The organism is Citrobacter sp. JUb117, assembly GCF_024809055.1.
GTDB classification, from domain to species: Bacteria; Pseudomonadota; Gammaproteobacteria; order Enterobacterales; family Enterobacteriaceae; genus Citrobacter; species Citrobacter gillenii.
Map to the genome: position 1 here is coordinate 387,428 of NZ_JANUFB010000002.1, position 16,511 is coordinate 403,938.

The 16,511-nt window shown below is 52.3% G+C and carries 10 protein-coding genes; 4 read left to right on the forward strand and 6 right to left on the reverse strand.

The features are described 5' to 3' along the window. Positions 1–116 precede the first annotated feature (116 nt). The 5 genes from M2374_RS05725 to M2374_RS05745 all read right to left on the reverse strand — a co-directional run bounded on the left by M2374_RS05725 (position 117) and on the right by M2374_RS05745 (position 5,917). Positions 117–1,760, reverse strand: coding sequence for a multidrug ABC transporter permease/ATP-binding protein (locus M2374_RS05725; RefSeq protein WP_181688930.1), 1,644 nt, complete (start codon positions 1,758–1,760; stop codon positions 117–119). A gap of 75 nt (positions 1,761–1,835) precedes the next feature. Further along, entirely contained in the window at positions 1,836–2,486 is a 651-nt protein-coding gene (gene alkB / locus M2374_RS05730) for a DNA oxidative demethylase AlkB (protein ID WP_096756423.1), read from the reverse strand. After that, positions 2,486–3,550: a bifunctional DNA-binding transcriptional regulator/O6-methylguanine-DNA methyltransferase Ada gene (gene ada, locus M2374_RS05735; protein WP_181688929.1), complete on the reverse strand. Its 1,065-nt coding sequence runs from the start codon at positions 3,548–3,550 to the stop codon at positions 2,486–2,488. The genes alkB and ada overlap by 1 nt, the downstream gene beginning before the upstream one ends. 79 nt (positions 3,551–3,629) lie before the next feature. Beyond that, positions 3,630–4,685, reverse strand: coding sequence for an FAD:protein FMN transferase ApbE (gene apbE, locus M2374_RS05740; protein ID WP_181688928.1), 1,056 nt, complete (start codon positions 4,683–4,685; stop codon positions 3,630–3,632). 116 nt (positions 4,686–4,801) lie between these two features. Next, positions 4,802–5,917: a porin OmpC gene (locus tag M2374_RS05745; protein ID WP_135911705.1), complete on the reverse strand. Its 1,116-nt coding sequence runs from the start codon at positions 5,915–5,917 to the stop codon at positions 4,802–4,804. Between the two features lie 740 nt (positions 5,918–6,657). Here M2374_RS05745 and rcsD point away from each other — a divergent pair. Then, entirely contained in the window at positions 6,658–9,327 is a 2,670-nt protein-coding gene (gene rcsD, locus M2374_RS05750; protein ID WP_117343435.1) for a phosphotransferase RcsD, read from the forward strand. A gap of 16 nt (positions 9,328–9,343) precedes the next feature. Further along, positions 9,344–9,994, forward strand: coding sequence for a response regulator transcription factor RcsB (rcsB, locus tag M2374_RS05755; protein ID WP_045445418.1), 651 nt, complete (start codon positions 9,344–9,346; stop codon positions 9,992–9,994). Positions 9,995–10,108: 114 nt separating this feature from the next. Here the strand turns inward: rcsB and rcsC are convergent, their stop codons facing one another. Next, positions 10,109–12,955: a two-component system sensor histidine kinase RcsC gene (rcsC, locus tag M2374_RS05760; RefSeq protein ID WP_181688927.1), complete on the reverse strand. Its 2,847-nt coding sequence runs from the start codon at positions 12,953–12,955 to the stop codon at positions 10,109–10,111. A 167-nt stretch (positions 12,956–13,122) separates the two neighbouring features. Here rcsC and atoS point away from each other — a divergent pair, with 167 nt between their 5' ends. Continuing rightward, positions 13,123–14,961: a two-component system sensor histidine kinase AtoS gene (atoS, locus tag M2374_RS05765; protein WP_181688926.1), complete on the forward strand. Its 1,839-nt coding sequence runs from the start codon at positions 13,123–13,125 to the stop codon at positions 14,959–14,961. Further along, a complete protein-coding gene (gene atoC / locus M2374_RS05770) occupies positions 14,958–16,343 on the forward strand; it encodes an acetoacetate metabolism transcriptional regulator AtoC (protein ID WP_153879799.1) in 1,386 nt (461 codons plus the stop codon). Before atoS ends, atoC begins: the two co-directional genes overlap by 4 nt. Positions 16,344–16,511: the final 168 nt, after the last annotated feature.

Below are 16,511 nucleotides of genomic sequence, written 5' to 3' on the forward strand. Positions count from 1 at the left end.
ATGATGCCGAATTATGTAAATAACAATAAACGAAGCCGCCGGATGGATAAAAAACCGGCGGCACGCGGAGTTATAGGCCCGATAAGCGTAGTGCCATCGGGTAACAACTCACCGATTCAGGCAGTACGTGCGACGGCATCACGCGAGGCAGCGTCGCGATCGTCGCCCAACAGCTCAGTCAGCTGGCCATTGCGCATCTCAAGCAAGCGATCGGCATGAATAAAGTAGTGATCATCGTGACTAATGGCAAAAATGGTTTTGCCCATCTCTTGCATCAACGGCAACAGCACCTGGTAGAATTCGCGCCGGAAGTGCGGGTCCTGATCGGCAGCCCATTCATCCAGCAGAATAATGTCGCGTTCCTCGGCTAACGCCAGCAGCAGTGCCACGCGTTTTTTCTGCCCTTTCGACAGCTTAAGATTCAGAATGCTCCCGTCGTTCAACTCCAGCTTGTGCGCCATCTGCAGATGTTCCAGCCACTTATCGACCAGCGCCGGGTTGGCCGATTGACCTTCCGGCCCCAGCAGTTTGTCAAACAGCCAGACGTCGGTAAACACGGCGGAGAACAGCTTGCGGTAGTCTTCAGGTTTGTCGACCGCCACCGCCTTACCGTCGAGCAGGATCTCGCCAGACTGCGGCTGGTATAACCCAGTCAGTAACATGGCCAGCGTAGACTTCCCGCTGCCATTGCCGCCAATCAGGAAGATCAGCTCGCCACGGTGAATGGTCAGATTGACCGGCCCAACGGAGAAAGCATTGTCCTGATAGTGGAAAACTACGTTACGTAGCTCGAGCGTTTTCCAGTTTGGGAATGCAGTAGGACGAGGGAATTCAGCCTTGAACGGTGCCAGTGCAAATTTATTCAGTTTATTAAACGCCACCTGGGCGGTGAGCAGCGTGGGCAGCGCGCCAACGGCAGACAGCAGCGGCGTACGCAGGAACAGCAGCGTCAGCGAATAGGTTGCCGCGACGTTGGTATCCGCCCAGCCGAGGCTGTTAGCCATCCAGAACACCAGGCCAATGGCACCCAACATCATAATATTCGACCAGTTGACCGCGCTCAGGTGGAAGGTATCGGCACGAATAATATGGTGGCGGTACTCTTTGGCATCCGGGACGTACAGTTGATTAAAAATATGCTCGGCGCGTTCACGGTTAAGGGTCAGCTCTTTGCGCCCTTCCAGCACCGTCTGGTAATCGTTGTACAGCTTGTCTTCGGTTTCACGCAACGTGGCCATGTGTTTGTACACCCGCGCCACCAGTACGAATCCACCCCAGATGGTGATCGCCATCCAGATTGCCGTCACCAGCAACATTTTGGTCGACAGCATCGCCAGGTATGCCGCTGACCCGACGGTCAATATAATCCCCTGCACCAGCTCCGGCAGGCGGACAAAGGCGATGGTGATATTGCGGATATCGCTGGTTAAGCCAGCCAGCAACGCGGCGCTACCGAGCTGTTCGATGCGCTCGACGTGAGTATCCAGAATACGTTTGATAAATTCGCTACGCAGGCGGTAGACAAAGTGGTGTCCCAGCGTGGTCAACGCCAGCTGTGAACCAAGGGTCACGATCATCAGCAACAGCAGCAGGCCGAGAAACTCCGGCAGCACCATAAGCGTGGTGTCGACCGTTTCAATCAGGCGCTGGTTGATAAACGCAATCAGCCCAATCCCCAACGCAGCACTGGCAAGGCTGAGCGCCATGACGCTGATAAATGGCCAGCGATACTGCCGCCAGACAAGAAGTAAAAGTTCCATGTGTTCAACCCGGACAAGTAATAACAGCCCGCAGTTTAAACATCTCTTCGCCGACAGCAATAATAATTCTTATTTTTATTCTTCTTTACTCGCCCGGCGAAAAGTCAGATTGTAACGGCAGTCCGTTGTCAACGGATGGTAGCCAGTCTTAAGCGGCTGTATACCATGATAAAACAAGCGCGATTTCCCGCCCCACACCACCACATCACCGTGTTCCAGCAGCAGCCGCTTTAACGGATCGTTGCGCTTCAGACCACCGAACTGAAAGATTGCCGGCAGGCCCAGCGAGACAGAAACAATGGGCGCTTGCAGGTCGGGTTCGTCTTTATCCTGATGCAACGACAGTTTTGCCCCTGGCGTATAGCGGTTGATCAAACAGGCATCTGGTCGAAAATCGGGATAGCCCGCAGCGGTTGCCGCCTGTTGACACAGTTCGGCAAAAACGTCAGGTAAACGCGGCCAGGCGCTACCGGTCAACGGATCGACCGGAGAATAGAGGTAGCCATGCTGATCGGTCGTCCACCCCAATTGACCACAGTTGGTCATCGCCACCGACATCGTATATCCGCCGGGGGTCACCATCTGGCGAAACGGCGATTGTCTGACGACAACCGCCATTTCCTGTAATAAAGAAGGTGCGGCATCAAACGCAAAACGGCGCAAAATGACCGCACCGGACGCCAGCGGCTCCTGCCAGGGTTTTGCCTGCGCAAAGAGATCGAGCATTATCTGTCCTCACCTGTGGTTTCACGTTGCAGCAGTTGCGCCTTGCGGGCGACGCCCCAGCGATAACCCGAAAGCGCGCCATCGCCGCGGATCACCCGATGACACGGGATCACAATCGCCAGCTTATTTGCTCCGCAGGCACTCGCCACAGCGCGCACCGCTTTCGGTTTCCCCACGGCATTCGCCAACTGCTGGTAGCTCACCGTTTCGCCACAGGGAATGTCACGCAGCGCCTGCCACACCTGCTGCTGAAACGCGGTTCCCCGAATATCCAGCGGCAGCGACAATGGGGTATTGCGTGAGTTAATGACCGCGATCACTTCGCGCACACGCTGTTGAAAATCGGGATCCGCAGGCACACCACGTGCTGCAGGAAACAGTTCATGCAGCTCAGATACCAGCGTAGCATCGTCGTCGCCGAGTAAAATTGCGCAGATACCGCGTTCACTTTCCGCTACCAGGCAGCGGCCCAGTGCGCAGTCCGCCACGGTATAGCGAATCGCCAGCTTATCGCCGCCTTGACGAAACTGCTTTGCCGTCATGCCCAGCGCTCCATCCGCTTTACGGTAATAGCTGCTGCTGTCGGGGAAGCCGGCATTCAAAATCGCCTGGGTCACCGGTGCGCCTTTCGCCAGCGCGTCACGCAAACGCCTGACGCGCCAGGACTGCTGCCACGCTTTCGGCGTCATGCCCGTCGTAGCTTTAAACAGACGATGTAGATGAAACGGGCTCATCGCCACCTGCTGAGCTAAAGCCTCCAGCGTGAGCGGCGACTCCTGCTCTAACAGCTGGCACGCCAGGCTAATCTTCTCCAGCCGCTGCTGCTGCGCGTTGGCTTTATCCGGCTGACAGCGTTTGCAGGGACGAAACCCTGCCGCTAACGCCTGCCCGGCATCGGCAAAGAAACGGACATTTTTACGCAGCGCATGTTTAGCCCGACATGACGGTCGACAAAAGATACCCGTAGTCTGTACGGCAAAAACAAACTGACCGTCAGCGTCCGCGTCACGCTGTAACACAGACTGCCAACGGTCCTCATCGGTTACGCGTTGAAGATTATTCATAATGGACTCCTTTGTTAAGCATAGTGCTTAGCCTCAGTGTGTCCGCATTGCAGGGCATAAAAACCTGCAATCTTGCTTTTTAATTTTTATCGCTGACAAGAAAGCTTTCGAACTGCGGCGACATCCAGGTTTTAAACCCCTCGCCTTCTTTGACAATCATATAAACCGCCAGCCCTTCACGACGCACCACCTCTTTGGCTTTATCCGTGCCGAGCACCATCAGCCCAGTATCCCAGCCGTCGGCCTCCAGTGCCGTAGGCGCAATCACTGTCACCGAGACCAGATTATGCTCAATTGGCCGACCGGTTTGCGGATCGATAACATGCGACAGACGCTTTCCGTCCAGTTCGTAATAATTGCGATAACTGCCGGACGTGCTGATGCCATGACCGTTAATATCTACAACCGCCTGCACCGCGTTTTCCCGATCGGTGGGTTTCTGGATCGCTACTCGCCACGGACGTCCCTCGGCGTTCATCCCCCGGCTGTTCAGCGCCCCACCAACGGACACCAGATAACGGGCGATCCCCTCCTGCTCCATCAGTCGGGCCAGATGATCGGCAGCATAACCTTCACCAACGGTAGAGAGATCGACATACAGATCCGGTAGATCTTTCTGCAGATAGTTCTGCCGCGTGTCATTGATTACGCTCAGGTGCTGCAGCCCGGTTTGTGCTTTTGCGGCATCAATTTGTGCCTGCGTGGGGATATGCAGCGGCTGCTTGTCCGGACCAAATCCCCACAGGTTAACCAACGGGCCGACGGTGATGTCCATCGCGCCATCGGTTTTCGCGCCAATACGCAGCGCCGAGGTGATGATATCCGCCATGGCATCGTTGACCGGCCAGGGCGACAGGCTTTTCGACAAGTTAAAACGCATCAGCGCAGAATCGTTTTTATAGGTAGAGAGCAGCTGATCGTCAGCATCAAGCTGCGTCTGGATCTTGACCCGCAGTTCTTCGGCGCGTTTAGCATCAACGTTCACCACGCTAACCCGCCAGAAGGTGCCCATCGTTTTGCCTTCCAGTACGGTGGCCGCAGGCGGTGTGGTCTGAACCGGCTTTGGTGCGTTATCGCAGCCGACAGAAAAGATCGTCACAGCCAACAGGGCTGCGCGGCAAAAATTCATATCCATACGTGATTATCCTCATGCGAACGGACGCAAGAGTACACCAAAAAGGGTTGCCTGTACGCCGGAATAACGGCATTAAAAAAGGCCCCGCAGGGCCTTTGAATAACAATGAACGCAGATTAGAACTGGTAAACCAGACCCAGCGCTACGATATCATCGGTAGAGATACCCGCATCACGGGTGAAGTTGTTGTCATCCAGCAGGTTGATTTTGTAATCAACATAGGTAGACATGTTTTTGTTGAAGTAGTAAGTCGCGCCAACATCAACATATTTCAGGATGTCTTCGTCGCCATAACCACGACCCAGGTCTTTACCTTTGGACTGCAGGTAAGCCACGGACGGACGCAGACCGAAGTCGAACTGGTACTGTGCAACGGCTTCGAAGTTCTGCGCTTTGTTAGCCCAGCCTAAATCACCTGCACGCGTTGCGTTGTAGGTCTGGGTGTACTGTGCTGCCAGGTACACGTTGTTCGCGTCGTATTTCAGACCACCGGTGTAGGTTTCAGCACGATCGCCAGTACCGAAGTTTAAACGGTTCTGCTCGTCAGTACGTTTGGAGCTGGTGACTGCGGTACCCAGCGCGAAGCCTTCACCGATATCATACGTGATCGATCCGCCAACACCGTCGCCATTCTGACGCAGTGCATCACGACCGTTGTTGGTCACGCCAGTGAACGTTCTGCCGTTCTCGTCTTCGCCGCTCACGCTACCGTTTTTGCCCTGGTACTGAATGGCAAAGTTCAGACCATCAACCAGGCCGAAGAAATCGGTGTTACGGTAGGTCGCGAAGCCGTTACCACGCTGCTGCATGAAGTTGTCAGCACCGTAGGTATCGCCGCCGAATTCCGGCAGAACGTCGGTCCAGGACGTTACGTCGTAAACCACGCCGTAGTTACGACCGTAGTCGAAAGAACCGGCATCAGCGAATTTCAGACCCGCAAACGCCACACGGGTCCAGGAGTTGTTTTCACTTTCAGCCGCGTTACCTTGAATCTGGTATTCCCACTGGCCGTAACCGGTCAGTTGGTCGTTAACCTGAGTTTCGCCTTTGAAGCCGATACGCATGTAAGTCTTGTCACCATCATCACCTTTGTTATCGGAGAAATAGTGCAGACCGTCGACTTTACCGTACAGGTCTAATTTGTTGCCGTCTTTGTTGTAAATTTCAGCCGCATTCGCGGTACCTGCTACCAGCAGAGCTGGGACCAGGAGGGACAGTACTTTGACTTTCATGTTATTAACCCTCTGTTATATGCCTTTATTGCTTTTTTTATGCCACTGCATACTGATTACGTTCATTAACCAGTCGGCAACTTCATTCTCCGCAAAAACACAGAATAATCCAACACGAATATGATACTAAAACTTTAAAGGTGTTTCATTTATCTACACAGATGTTTCAAAATGTTAATATCAGGGAACTTTTTAAAAATCAAAAAATGAGCAAAATAAGCACAAATAGTCAAGAAACATACATATGACGATATAAATCAACTAATTGCATTCGAAAAACTCATAGCACTGAATGACAAAACAAAATCTTCACTCGCAACTAAAATAGCACTGCTATCATCATTAACTTTATTTATTACCGTCATTCATTCTTGAATGTCTGTTTACCCCTATTTCAACCGAATGCTCTGCGTTCGGTTTTTTTTTACCCTAATTTACACAAAACTGACAGTCCTGTGCTACCAACCAAAAACTATAACAATTATTAACTATTTTTTTGTGTATTAATCACACCTAAGCTTATCTAATAATTTCTTGTTATTTAATGCTAATTTCTTAGGTTCAAGATTTCTATTTGTACCTGACACGGTGGACTGTACAGATTGACCACGGCGTGACGAAGCAAGATGTGCGGTAAACACGTGCCATGCGTCCGGTGCTGCGAGAGTATGGCAATTCATCCATTACCCTTTATACTGCCCCTTCATCTTAAGCATCGTTCTAACAGGTCTTAAACACGAATGAGTCAGTCAGACACAACGGCTTCTACCCGATTTTCCCTACTTCCGGGAAGTATTACCCGTTTCTTCTTATTACTGATCGTTGTGCTGTTAGTGATGATGGGCGTGATGGTCCAGAGCGCGGTCAACACCTGGCTAAAAGATAAGAGCTATCAGATTGTCGATATCACGCATGCCATCCATAAACGAGTAGATACCTGGCGGTACGTCACGTGGCAAATTTATGACAATATTGCCGCCACCCCGCAATCCGCCACAGCAGATGGACTACAAGAAACCCGTTTGAAACAAGATATCTACTATCTTGAGAAACCACGCAGAAAGACCGAAGCGCTTATTTTTGGCTCGCATGACAGCTCAACGCTGGAGATGACCCAGCGTATCTCAACCTATCTGGATACCCTGTGGGGAGCCGAGAATGTCCCATGGTCAATGTATTATCTCAATGGCCAGGACAACAGCCTGATCCTGATTTCGACGTTGCCACTGAAAGATCTGACCTCCGGCTTTAAAGAGTCGACGATTGGTAATATCGTCGATTCGCGCCGCGCAGAAATGCTACAGCAGGCCAATGCGCTGGATGAACGTGAAAGCTTCTCCTCGCTGCGCCGCCTGGTCTGGCAAAACGGCCATTACTTCACACTGCGTACCACCTTTAATCAGCCGGGACATCTGGCCACCGTGGTGGCGTTTGACCTGCCCATTAATGATCTGATCCCGCCAGGCATGCCGCTGGACAGTTTTCATCTGGAACCTGATGCCACCTCAACGGTCGAGCACAGTAATGAAAAAGAGTCGCCTGACAGCGTCAGTATCAGCTTCAATAACGCCAAAATTGAGATTTCATCGGCGCTAAACTCAACGGATATGCGACTGGTCTGGCAGGTCCCGTTCGGTTCATTGCTGCTCGACACCTTGCAAAATATCCTGCTGCCGCTGTTGCTGAACATCGCATTGCTGGCACTGGCGTTGTTTGGCTATACCACCTTTCGCCACCTCCCTGCCCGCTCGACCGACGTGGCGCCAAACCTTGCCGCCAATAATGAATTACGCGTTTTGCGAGCAATCAACGAAGAGATTGTTTCACTGCTGCCGCTGGGATTATTGGTGCACGACCAGGAGGCTAACCGTACGGTCATCAGCAATAAAATTGCCGACCACCTGCTGCCGCATTTGAATTTGCAAAACATAACTAGCATGGCTGAGCAGCATCAGGGCGTGATCCAGGCCACCATTAATAATGAACTGTATGAAATCCGACTGTTCCGCAGCCAGATATCACCGCGTACGCAGATCTTTATTATTCGCGACCAGGACAAAGAAGTGCTGGTGAATAAAAAACTGAAACAAGCCCAGCGCCTGTATGAGAAAAATCAGCAGGCCCGCGCCGCATTTATGCAGAATATCGGCAGTGCCCTGAAAGATCCGGCCAGAATACTTGCCGTTAATGCCGCCGCACTCAATACGCCTGACAGCCAAAAACTGGCAAATCAGGCCGATGTGCTGGTGCGAATGGTTGATGAAATTCAGTTGGCCAATATTCTCGAGAGCGACAGTTGGAAAAGCGAGTCCACGCTGTTCTCCGTTCAAACGTTAATTGATGAAGTGGTGCCTGACGTTCTGCCGGTCATTAAACGCAAAGGCCTGCAGCTGCTGATTAAAAATAACCTCAGCGCCAGCGATGAACGCCGCGGCGACCGTGACGCCCTGCGCCGTATTCTGCTGCTGTTGATTCAATACGCGGTAACCACCACGCAAATTGGGAAAATTACCCTCGAAGTTGACCAGGATGAATCAGAGGCAGAGCGCCTGACCTTCCGTATTCTGGATACTGGTGAAGGCGTAACGTTGAATGAAATTGATAATCTACACTTTCCGTTCATCAATGAAACGCAGGGCGATCGCTATGGCAAAGCCAACCCGCTGACCTTTTGGCTATGCGATCAGCTGGCCCGTAAACTGGGCGGGCACCTGAATATCAAAGCGCGTGAAGAACTTGGAACGCGTTATATCGTCCATGTTAAAATGCCGCTGCATGACCAACATGCTGACATTGAAGAGCGCCTGTTGGATGACGTCTGCGTGATGGTTGATGTCACCTCCAGTGAGGTACGTAGCATCGTATTACGTCAGCTAGAAAACTGGGGAGCCACCTGCATCACGCCCGATGAACGGTTGAGTAGTCAAGAATATGATCTCTTTTTAACTGATAATCCGTCTAATCTTACTGCCTCGGGCTTGCTTTTAAGCGATGATGAGTCTGGCGTACGCAAAATTGGCCCTGGTCAGCTGCGCGTCAACTTTAATATGAGCAATGCTATGCAGGAAGCTGTCCTCGAGCTAATAGAAGAGCAGCTGGCGCAGGAAGAGATCCAGGAAATCCCCCTCGGCGGAGATGAAAACGCCGAACTTCATGCCAGTGGTTACTATGCACTCTTTGTAGACACAGTACCGGATGATGTTAAGAGGTTGTATACTGAGGCGGAAACCAGCGATTTCGCTGCGTTAGCCCAAACCGCCCATCGCCTGAAAGGCGTGTTTGCCATGCTTAATCTGGTACCCGGCAAGCAGTTATGTGAAGCGCTGGAACATCTTATTCAAGAAAAAGATGCTCCAGGTATAGAAAAGTACATCAGCGACATTGACACTTACGTCAAGAGCTTGCTGTAGCAAGGTAGCCCAATACATGAACACTATGAACGTAATTATTGCCGATGACCATCCGATTGTACTGTTCGGTATTCGTAAATCACTTGAGCAAATCGAATGGGTGAACGTTGTCGGCGAATTTGAAGACTCCACTGCACTGATCAACAATTTGCCGAAATTAGACGCGCATGTGTTGATAACCGATCTCTCTATGCCGGGAGATAAATACGGTGACGGGATCACGTTAATTAAATACATCAAACGCCATTTCCCGAGCCTGTCGATCATCGTCCTGACCATGAACAACAACCCGGCGATCCTCAGCGCGGTGCTGGATCTCGACATTGAAGGGATCGTGCTGAAACAGGGTGCGCCAACGGATCTGCCAAAAGCACTGGCGGCGCTGCAAAAAGGCAAGAAATTTACCCCAGAAAGCGTTTCTCGTTTGCTGGAGAAAATCAGTGCCAGCGGGTATGGTGACAAACGTCTTTCGCCGAAAGAGAGCGAAGTTCTGCGCCTGTTCGCGGAAGGTTTCCTGGTCACTGAAATCGCCAAAAAGCTCAACCGCAGCATTAAAACCATCAGTAGCCAGAAAAAGTCCGCGATGATGAAACTGGGCGTTGAAAACGATATCGCCCTGCTTAATTATCTCTCGTCCGTGACGCTAAGCCCGTCCGACAAAGACTGATTCCTTTTACCATCAACATGCCTGATGGCGCTACGTTTATCCGGCCTACGAACGATACCTCATTGAGGTATGTTCCGTAGGCCGGATAAGGCAAACGCCGCCATCCGGCATTTTTTATCCCCGCGTTTTTCTCACTCTTTCCGCATACACCGTCAGCGTCTGCTTCAGCACATCCAACGTCACCGGCTTGGATAAGCAACTATCCATCCCTGACTCCAGACAACGCTGCTTCTCTTCTGCCAGTGCGTTCGCCGTTACGCCAACCACCGGCAGTGTGAGCCCCAGCTGACGAATGCGCTGCGTCAGGCGGTAACCGTCCATATTCGGCATGTTGACGTCGCTCAACACGATATCGATATGATTTTTGCTCAACACATTGAGCGCATCCACACCGTCATTGGCGGTTTTGCACTGATACCCCAACGATCCCAGCTGATCGGCCAACAAGCGGCGGTTGATCGGATGATCGTCAACCACCAGAATCATCATGTCATCGTGGTTACTGCCGATTTTATCCGGGGCAGGCAGCGCGCTGGAGAGATTTTCATCCTCCAGCTCAACGCGATATATATGCGCCAGCAGCGCAGGCAGCTCGTGCGGTGAGGCCACGCTGTGCACCCACTCACCCGGCGCTCTCTCCTGCGGAATGCCGATATGTCGGCGACAGAAAATCACCGCGGCGCGTCCCTGCCATGCCTGTTCCTGCACATCATCGGCAATCAGCACGTCATCAGCGTCGGGTTGCTGACCTTCATAGCGCAGCACCGTCATCCCGTTACGCGTCAGGCTGGCTTCGATAAAGCGATACAGTGAAGCATTACGTACCGCCAGCCAGCAGCGGGTATTGGTCAGCCCTTCCACACTTTTCTTCAGTGGATACTGCGCACCATACAGTGGAATACGCACCGTAAACTGGCTGCCCATTCCGGGTTCGGAATCGACGGATATATCACCATCCATCATGCTGATCAGTTTTTCACAAATCGCCAGCCCCAATCCGGTTCCCTGGAAATTACGCTGAACCCCGGTGCCGACCTGAAAGAACGGATCGAACAGACGCACGACTTCTTTGGCCGGAATGCCCACGCCGGTATCACGTACGCGAATACTGAGATAATCACCATGACGCTGCACATGCAGCACAATGCAGCCGGTATCGGTGAACTTAATCGCATTGCTCAACAGATTAGAGATCACCTGCTGCAAGCGCATGGGGTCGCCATTCAACGCCACCGGCACATCCGGTTCGATGAAACAGTACAATCCCAGCTGCTTACGTACCACCAGCGGCAGGTAGTTGGCCGTTATGTGGTTCATCACCTCGCGCGGTGAAAACTCACGCGGCTCAATCTTAAGCTGTTCAGATTCAATTTTTGAGAAGTCGAGAATATCGCTGATAATTTTCAGCAGCAGGCTGGAGGAGTTGTTCATCGCCGTGACCAACCGATCGACACCACTCGGCAACTCTTTGGTTTGCAGCAAATCCAGGTTGCCGATAATGCCGTACAGCGGCGTACGCAGCTCATGGCTGACCGTGGCGAGGAACATCGATTTAGACTGGCTAGCCTGCTCCGCTGCCTGCGCCATCTCCTGCAGCGACTCTTCCATTTTGACACGTGCGCTAACATCAACCAGTACGCAAATCGCCACGTTTTCATTGCGATAGCGCGAATGCACAAAGCTGATTTGCAGATTGGTATTGTTGCTGGTGAGCACATCAACGAAATTAACCTGCTGACCGCAGATGATCTGTGTTAGCCGCTGCCTGTCCTCGTGGGTCAACATATTCAGATAGGTATGCGCCAACTCGTTACTCAGGATGTTAATACCGTCGATAGTGCGCAGAATACAAATACCGACTGGCGCAGAGGCAACAATTTTACGGTTAAACTGTTCATGTTCTTCCAGACGCTGGGCATCGCTTTCTGCAGGGATAAAAATACGTCGCTCATACATACGTGCCAGCATAAACAACGCCGCGCCCACCAGCACATTCAACAGAATAGCGTTGAGGATCAACATGCGAATACGTTCCAGCACCAGATCGACCGGGACGGAATACACAATACTGAGCGATGATGGCGGCAGATTTTTCTTCAGCACCAGCTCGCGAAAACCCGGCGTATAACCAAACCAGGAACGCTCCTGCATCCAACGCGGTTCAGCTTTGATCGTCCCCTCAGGGCCAGCCAGCGAAATCAGTGCGTGACCATTTTCATCGAGGATAGTCACGCCCATCGGCAGATTACCCGGCGTGAAGAAGTTTTCCATACGAATCGGCTGCTCAACGCCAAGCAGCGCCTGCAGGCGATTCGCCAGATACACCGGCGTCAGCGCATAAAAATAGCCCACGCCCGGACGCGGCCCCTGGCTTATCCAGAACAGGTTATTGCCGTTTTCGTCCTGCGGCGCATTGCGGTACTTAACGATGCGTTCATGCAACGCTTTCAACGCCTCATCGCGTTCAACGGGCATATCACGCAGACCAAAGTTGGCCATACACAGGTTATCGCTGCCGATCAGAAACACGCGATTTAAGTCATAGGCGGCGGAGAAATTGTCGCGCCAGTAGCGCATAAACCACGCCAGCGATTCCAGTGAACCACGCCAGGCGTTGCCCATCACCGCACAGTCGGAATCAGCAAACAACGGCTCAAAATTGGGCACCACGGTTTTGTCATCCCGCGCCCGCAACGACATCACGCCGTTTTCCGCCGTTAAGCGGTTCTCTGCAATATATTTCAGCTCTTTGATCACATCAGACGTGCGCTGAATGTAGCGCTGCGCCTGATCGGAGCTAAGCGTAAACTCCTGACGGATCTCCGATTCTCGCTGATGCAGCGCATTCACAATGTAGAACACACTCGCAAAAGCAATCAGAAGCCAGACCAGCAGCGCCAGCGCTCTGAACAGGTAGCGTGAGACTTTTAGGGTTGCATGAACAGAAGCAAGGTATTTCAAAGGGGCGAAGCTCCGCCTCAGGGTATGAATAAGTGTGGTTAAGGTAGCGGTAAATGCCCGGCGTCGCAATGCCCTCTCTTTACGGGAATATGATACACCGCTGAGAAAACATTATCTTAACCCCTGATAATCGTCGTTTGACTTAAATACCTTGTACGGATGTCAGAATGCCCGACCTGAAATGGCTGACGCGTCGTTTAACCCCGCGACGTTTACGCAACCAAATGATCATGATGGCCATTCTGATGGTGACAGTACCGACGATATCCATTGGTTATATCGTAGAAACCGAAGGCCGTTCAGCAGTCTTATCTGAAAAAGAGAAAAAACTGTCATCGGTGTTAGCCCTGCTAAACGATGCCTTGGGCGATCGTTTTAGCGACTATGCAAATTTGCCGCGTGACGCGCGCATTCGTGCGCTTAATCAGGCGCTGGGCCCCATCACCGAGCGCATCACACAGGCGTTTCCCGGCGTGGGCGCGGGCTACTACCACAAAGCCCTCGATGCCGTGATCACCTACTCCCCTTCTGCGCTTTATCAGGGCAATGTGGGACTCACTATCTCACCTGACCACCCAGGACGTGACGTGATGAGCACCCAGTCGGCCATCGTCGTCTCAGGCCAACAGGTGCGCGGCGACATCCTTAACTCAATGCTACCGATCAAACGTCATGGTGAGGTTATTGGCTATATCTGGGCCAACGAACTGACGGAAGATATTCGCCAGCAAGCGAGAAAAATGGACGTCAGAATCGTCGCCGTGCTGGCGGCAGGACTGCTGATCAGCCTGCTGCTGATCGTGCTGTTCTCCCGCCGTCTCAGTGCCAATATCGACATCATCACCGATGGTCTGTTAACGCTGGGACAAAAGACGCCAACCCGACTGCCAGAATTGCCCGGCGAACTGGGGCAAATTAGCCGCAGCGTCAATGCGCTGGCGCAAACGCTGCTGGAAACCAAAACCCTTAACGATCTGATTATTGAAAACGCCGCCGACGGGGTGATTGCTATCGACAGGCAGGGTGATGTCACCACGATGAACCCCGCAGCGGAACAAATTACCGGTTACACGTTGCATGAGTTAGTCGGGCAACCTTATGCCAGGATTTTTTCCAACACCCCATTTTCCAGCCCGGTGCTGGATACGCTGGAACATGGTACCGAACATGTCGCTCAGGAAGTCAGCTTTCCCGGACGCGACCGTGTCATTGAGATAAGCGTCACTTCCAGCCGGATCCATAATGCACACGGTGAACTGATCGGCGCATTGGTTTTCTTCTCCGATTTAACCGCCCGTAAAGAGACCCAGCGGCGACTGGCACAAACTGAACGGCTTGCCACCCTCGGCGAACTGATGGCCGGAGTGGCTCATGAAGTGAGAAATCCGCTGACGGCAATCCGTGGTTATGTGCAGATTATCCGCCAACAAACGACCTTGCCGGAGCATCAGGAATATTTATCCGTGGTGCTGAACGAGATTGACTCAATCAACAGGGTCATTCAGCAACTGTTGGATTTTTCTCGTCCGCGACGCAGCAAATGGCAGCAGGTACAGCTCAATACGCTGATTGCAGAAACGCTGATCCTGGTTCAAACCGCTGGTATTCAGGCGCGCATTAATTTTACCACGGAGTTACACCCCAACCTGCCGGCGATCGTTGCCGATCGCGAGTTACTTAAGCAGGTGATCCTCAACATTTTAATCAACGCGGTACAAGCCATCAGCGCACGCGGTGACATTAAGATCCGTACCTGGCAATACACGGCGTCACACCAGGCGGTGACCATCGAGGATAACGGCTGCGGCATCGATATTGCGCTGCAGAAAAAAATATTTGATCCGTTCTTCACCACCAAAGCCTCGGGAACAGGGCTTGGTCTGGCCCTCAGCCAGCGGATTATTAACGCCCATCAGGGCGATATTCGCGTCGCCAGCATGCCGGGCTGCGGTGCAACCTTCACCCTTATTTTACCGACTCATCCGCAGGAAACCCCGTCAGAATGAAAACCACCTACCGTATTCTCATCGTTGATGATGAAGCCAATGTTTGCCGTATGCTGACTACCGCGTTTTCTCTGCAAGGACATGAGACGCACAGCGCCTGCGACGGTGAGGCTGGCCTGGCGCTGTTTAACGAAAAGCAGCCTGACGTAGTGTTGATGGACATTCGCATGCCGGTCATGGACGGTATTGAGGCACTGAAAGTCATGCGTACTCAGCAACCGCGTATCCCCGTCATTTTGATGACTGCTTACGCTGAAGTCGAAACGGCGGTAGAAGCCTTACGCAGCGGCGCATTTGATTACGTGATCAAACCTTTCGATCTGGATGAGCTTAACCTGGTTATCCAGCGCGCGTTGCAGCTACAGGCGATGAAGCAGGAGATCCGCAACCTGCATAAAGCGCTAAGCACCAGCTGGCAATGGGGGCATATCCTGACCAACAGCCCGCTAATGCAGGATATCTGTAAAGATACGGCGAAAATCGCCCTCTCGCAGGCCAGCGTGTTGGTAAGCGGTGAGAGCGGCACCGGAAAAGAGCTGATCGCCCGGGCGATCCATTACAACAGCAGACGCGCCAACGGTCCTTTTATCAAAATCAACTGCGCCGCCCTGCCGGAATCGTTACTGGAAAGCGAGCTGTTCGGTCATGAAAAGGGGGCGTTTACCGGGGCGCAAACGCTACGCCAGGGTTTATTCGAACGCGCCCATCAGGGTACGCTTTTCCTTGATGAAATTGGCGAAATGCCTCCAGGCCTGCAGGCGAAGCTGCTGCGCATTTTGCAGGAAAGAGAATTTGAACGCATCGGCGGGCATCAAACCATTCGCGTCGATATCCGCATTATCGCCGCCACCAACCGTAGCCTGCAAACAATGGTGAAAGCAGGCACTTTCCGCGAAGATCTGTTTTATCGTTTGAATGTCATCCACCTTCAGCTGCCACCGTTACGTGAGCGGCGGGAAGATATCGCCCTGCTGGCCAACCATTTTTTACAAAAATTCAGTTCTGAGAATCAGCGCGATATCATCGATATCGACCCAACAGCAATGTCGATCCTCAGTGCCTGGTCGTGGCCGGGCAATATCCGTGAACTCTCCAATGTGATTGAACGCGCGGTGGTAATGAACACCGGCGCGGTGATTTTTGCCGACGATCTTCCCGACCAGTTCCGTTCACCCGTCAGCGCAATAACCGAAGTAAAACCCACTCAAACGGGGGAACGTAGCCTGAAAGAAGAAATTAAACGCGAGGAAAAACGGATCATCGTGGAGGTTCTTGAACAACAGGACGGAAACCGCACCCGCACGGCGCTGATGCTGGGTATCAGCCGACGCGCCCTGATGTATAAACTTCAAGAATATGACATCGACCCGACAGGGGTTTGAGACAGAAAGTTGCTATGCAGAATTTTGCACACTGCGCAAAACTCTGCATAGCCCCCCCATCACTATCACATAGCCTGATAACAAATAACCCTACAGATTCAATGAATTAACGATATTCCTTTCTATTTCACCATTCTGGCATCCCGCTTGCAATTCCCTGATGTACCC

What these genes read in the sequence shown, in the direction of transcription:
- M2374_RS05725 (WP_181688930.1), bottom strand. Translation starts at nt 1,760, where the DNA reads ATGGAACTTTTACTTCTTGTCTGGCGGCAGTATCGCTGGCCATTTATC.
- alkB (WP_096756423.1), bottom strand. Translation starts at nt 2,486, where the DNA reads ATGCTCGATCTCTTTGCGCAGGCAAAACCCTGGCAGGAGCCGCTGGCG.
- ada (WP_181688929.1), bottom strand. Translation starts at nt 3,550, where the DNA reads ATGAATAATCTTCAACGCGTAACCGATGAGGACCGTTGGCAGTCTGTG.
- apbE (WP_181688928.1), bottom strand. Translation starts at nt 4,685, where the DNA reads ATGGATATGAATTTTTGCCGCGCAGCCCTGTTGGCTGTGACGATCTTT.
- M2374_RS05745 (WP_135911705.1), bottom strand. Translation starts at nt 5,917, where the DNA reads ATGAAAGTCAAAGTACTGTCCCTCCTGGTCCCAGCTCTGCTGGTAGCA.
- rcsD (WP_117343435.1), top strand. Translation starts at nt 6,658, where the DNA reads ATGAGTCAGTCAGACACAACGGCTTCTACCCGATTTTCCCTACTTCCG.
- rcsB (WP_045445418.1), top strand. Translation starts at nt 9,344, where the DNA reads ATGAACACTATGAACGTAATTATTGCCGATGACCATCCGATTGTACTG.
- atoS (WP_181688926.1), top strand. Translation starts at nt 13,123, where the DNA reads ATGCCCGACCTGAAATGGCTGACGCGTCGTTTAACCCCGCGACGTTTA.
- atoC (WP_153879799.1), top strand. Translation starts at nt 14,958, where the DNA reads ATGAAAACCACCTACCGTATTCTCATCGTTGATGATGAAGCCAATGTT.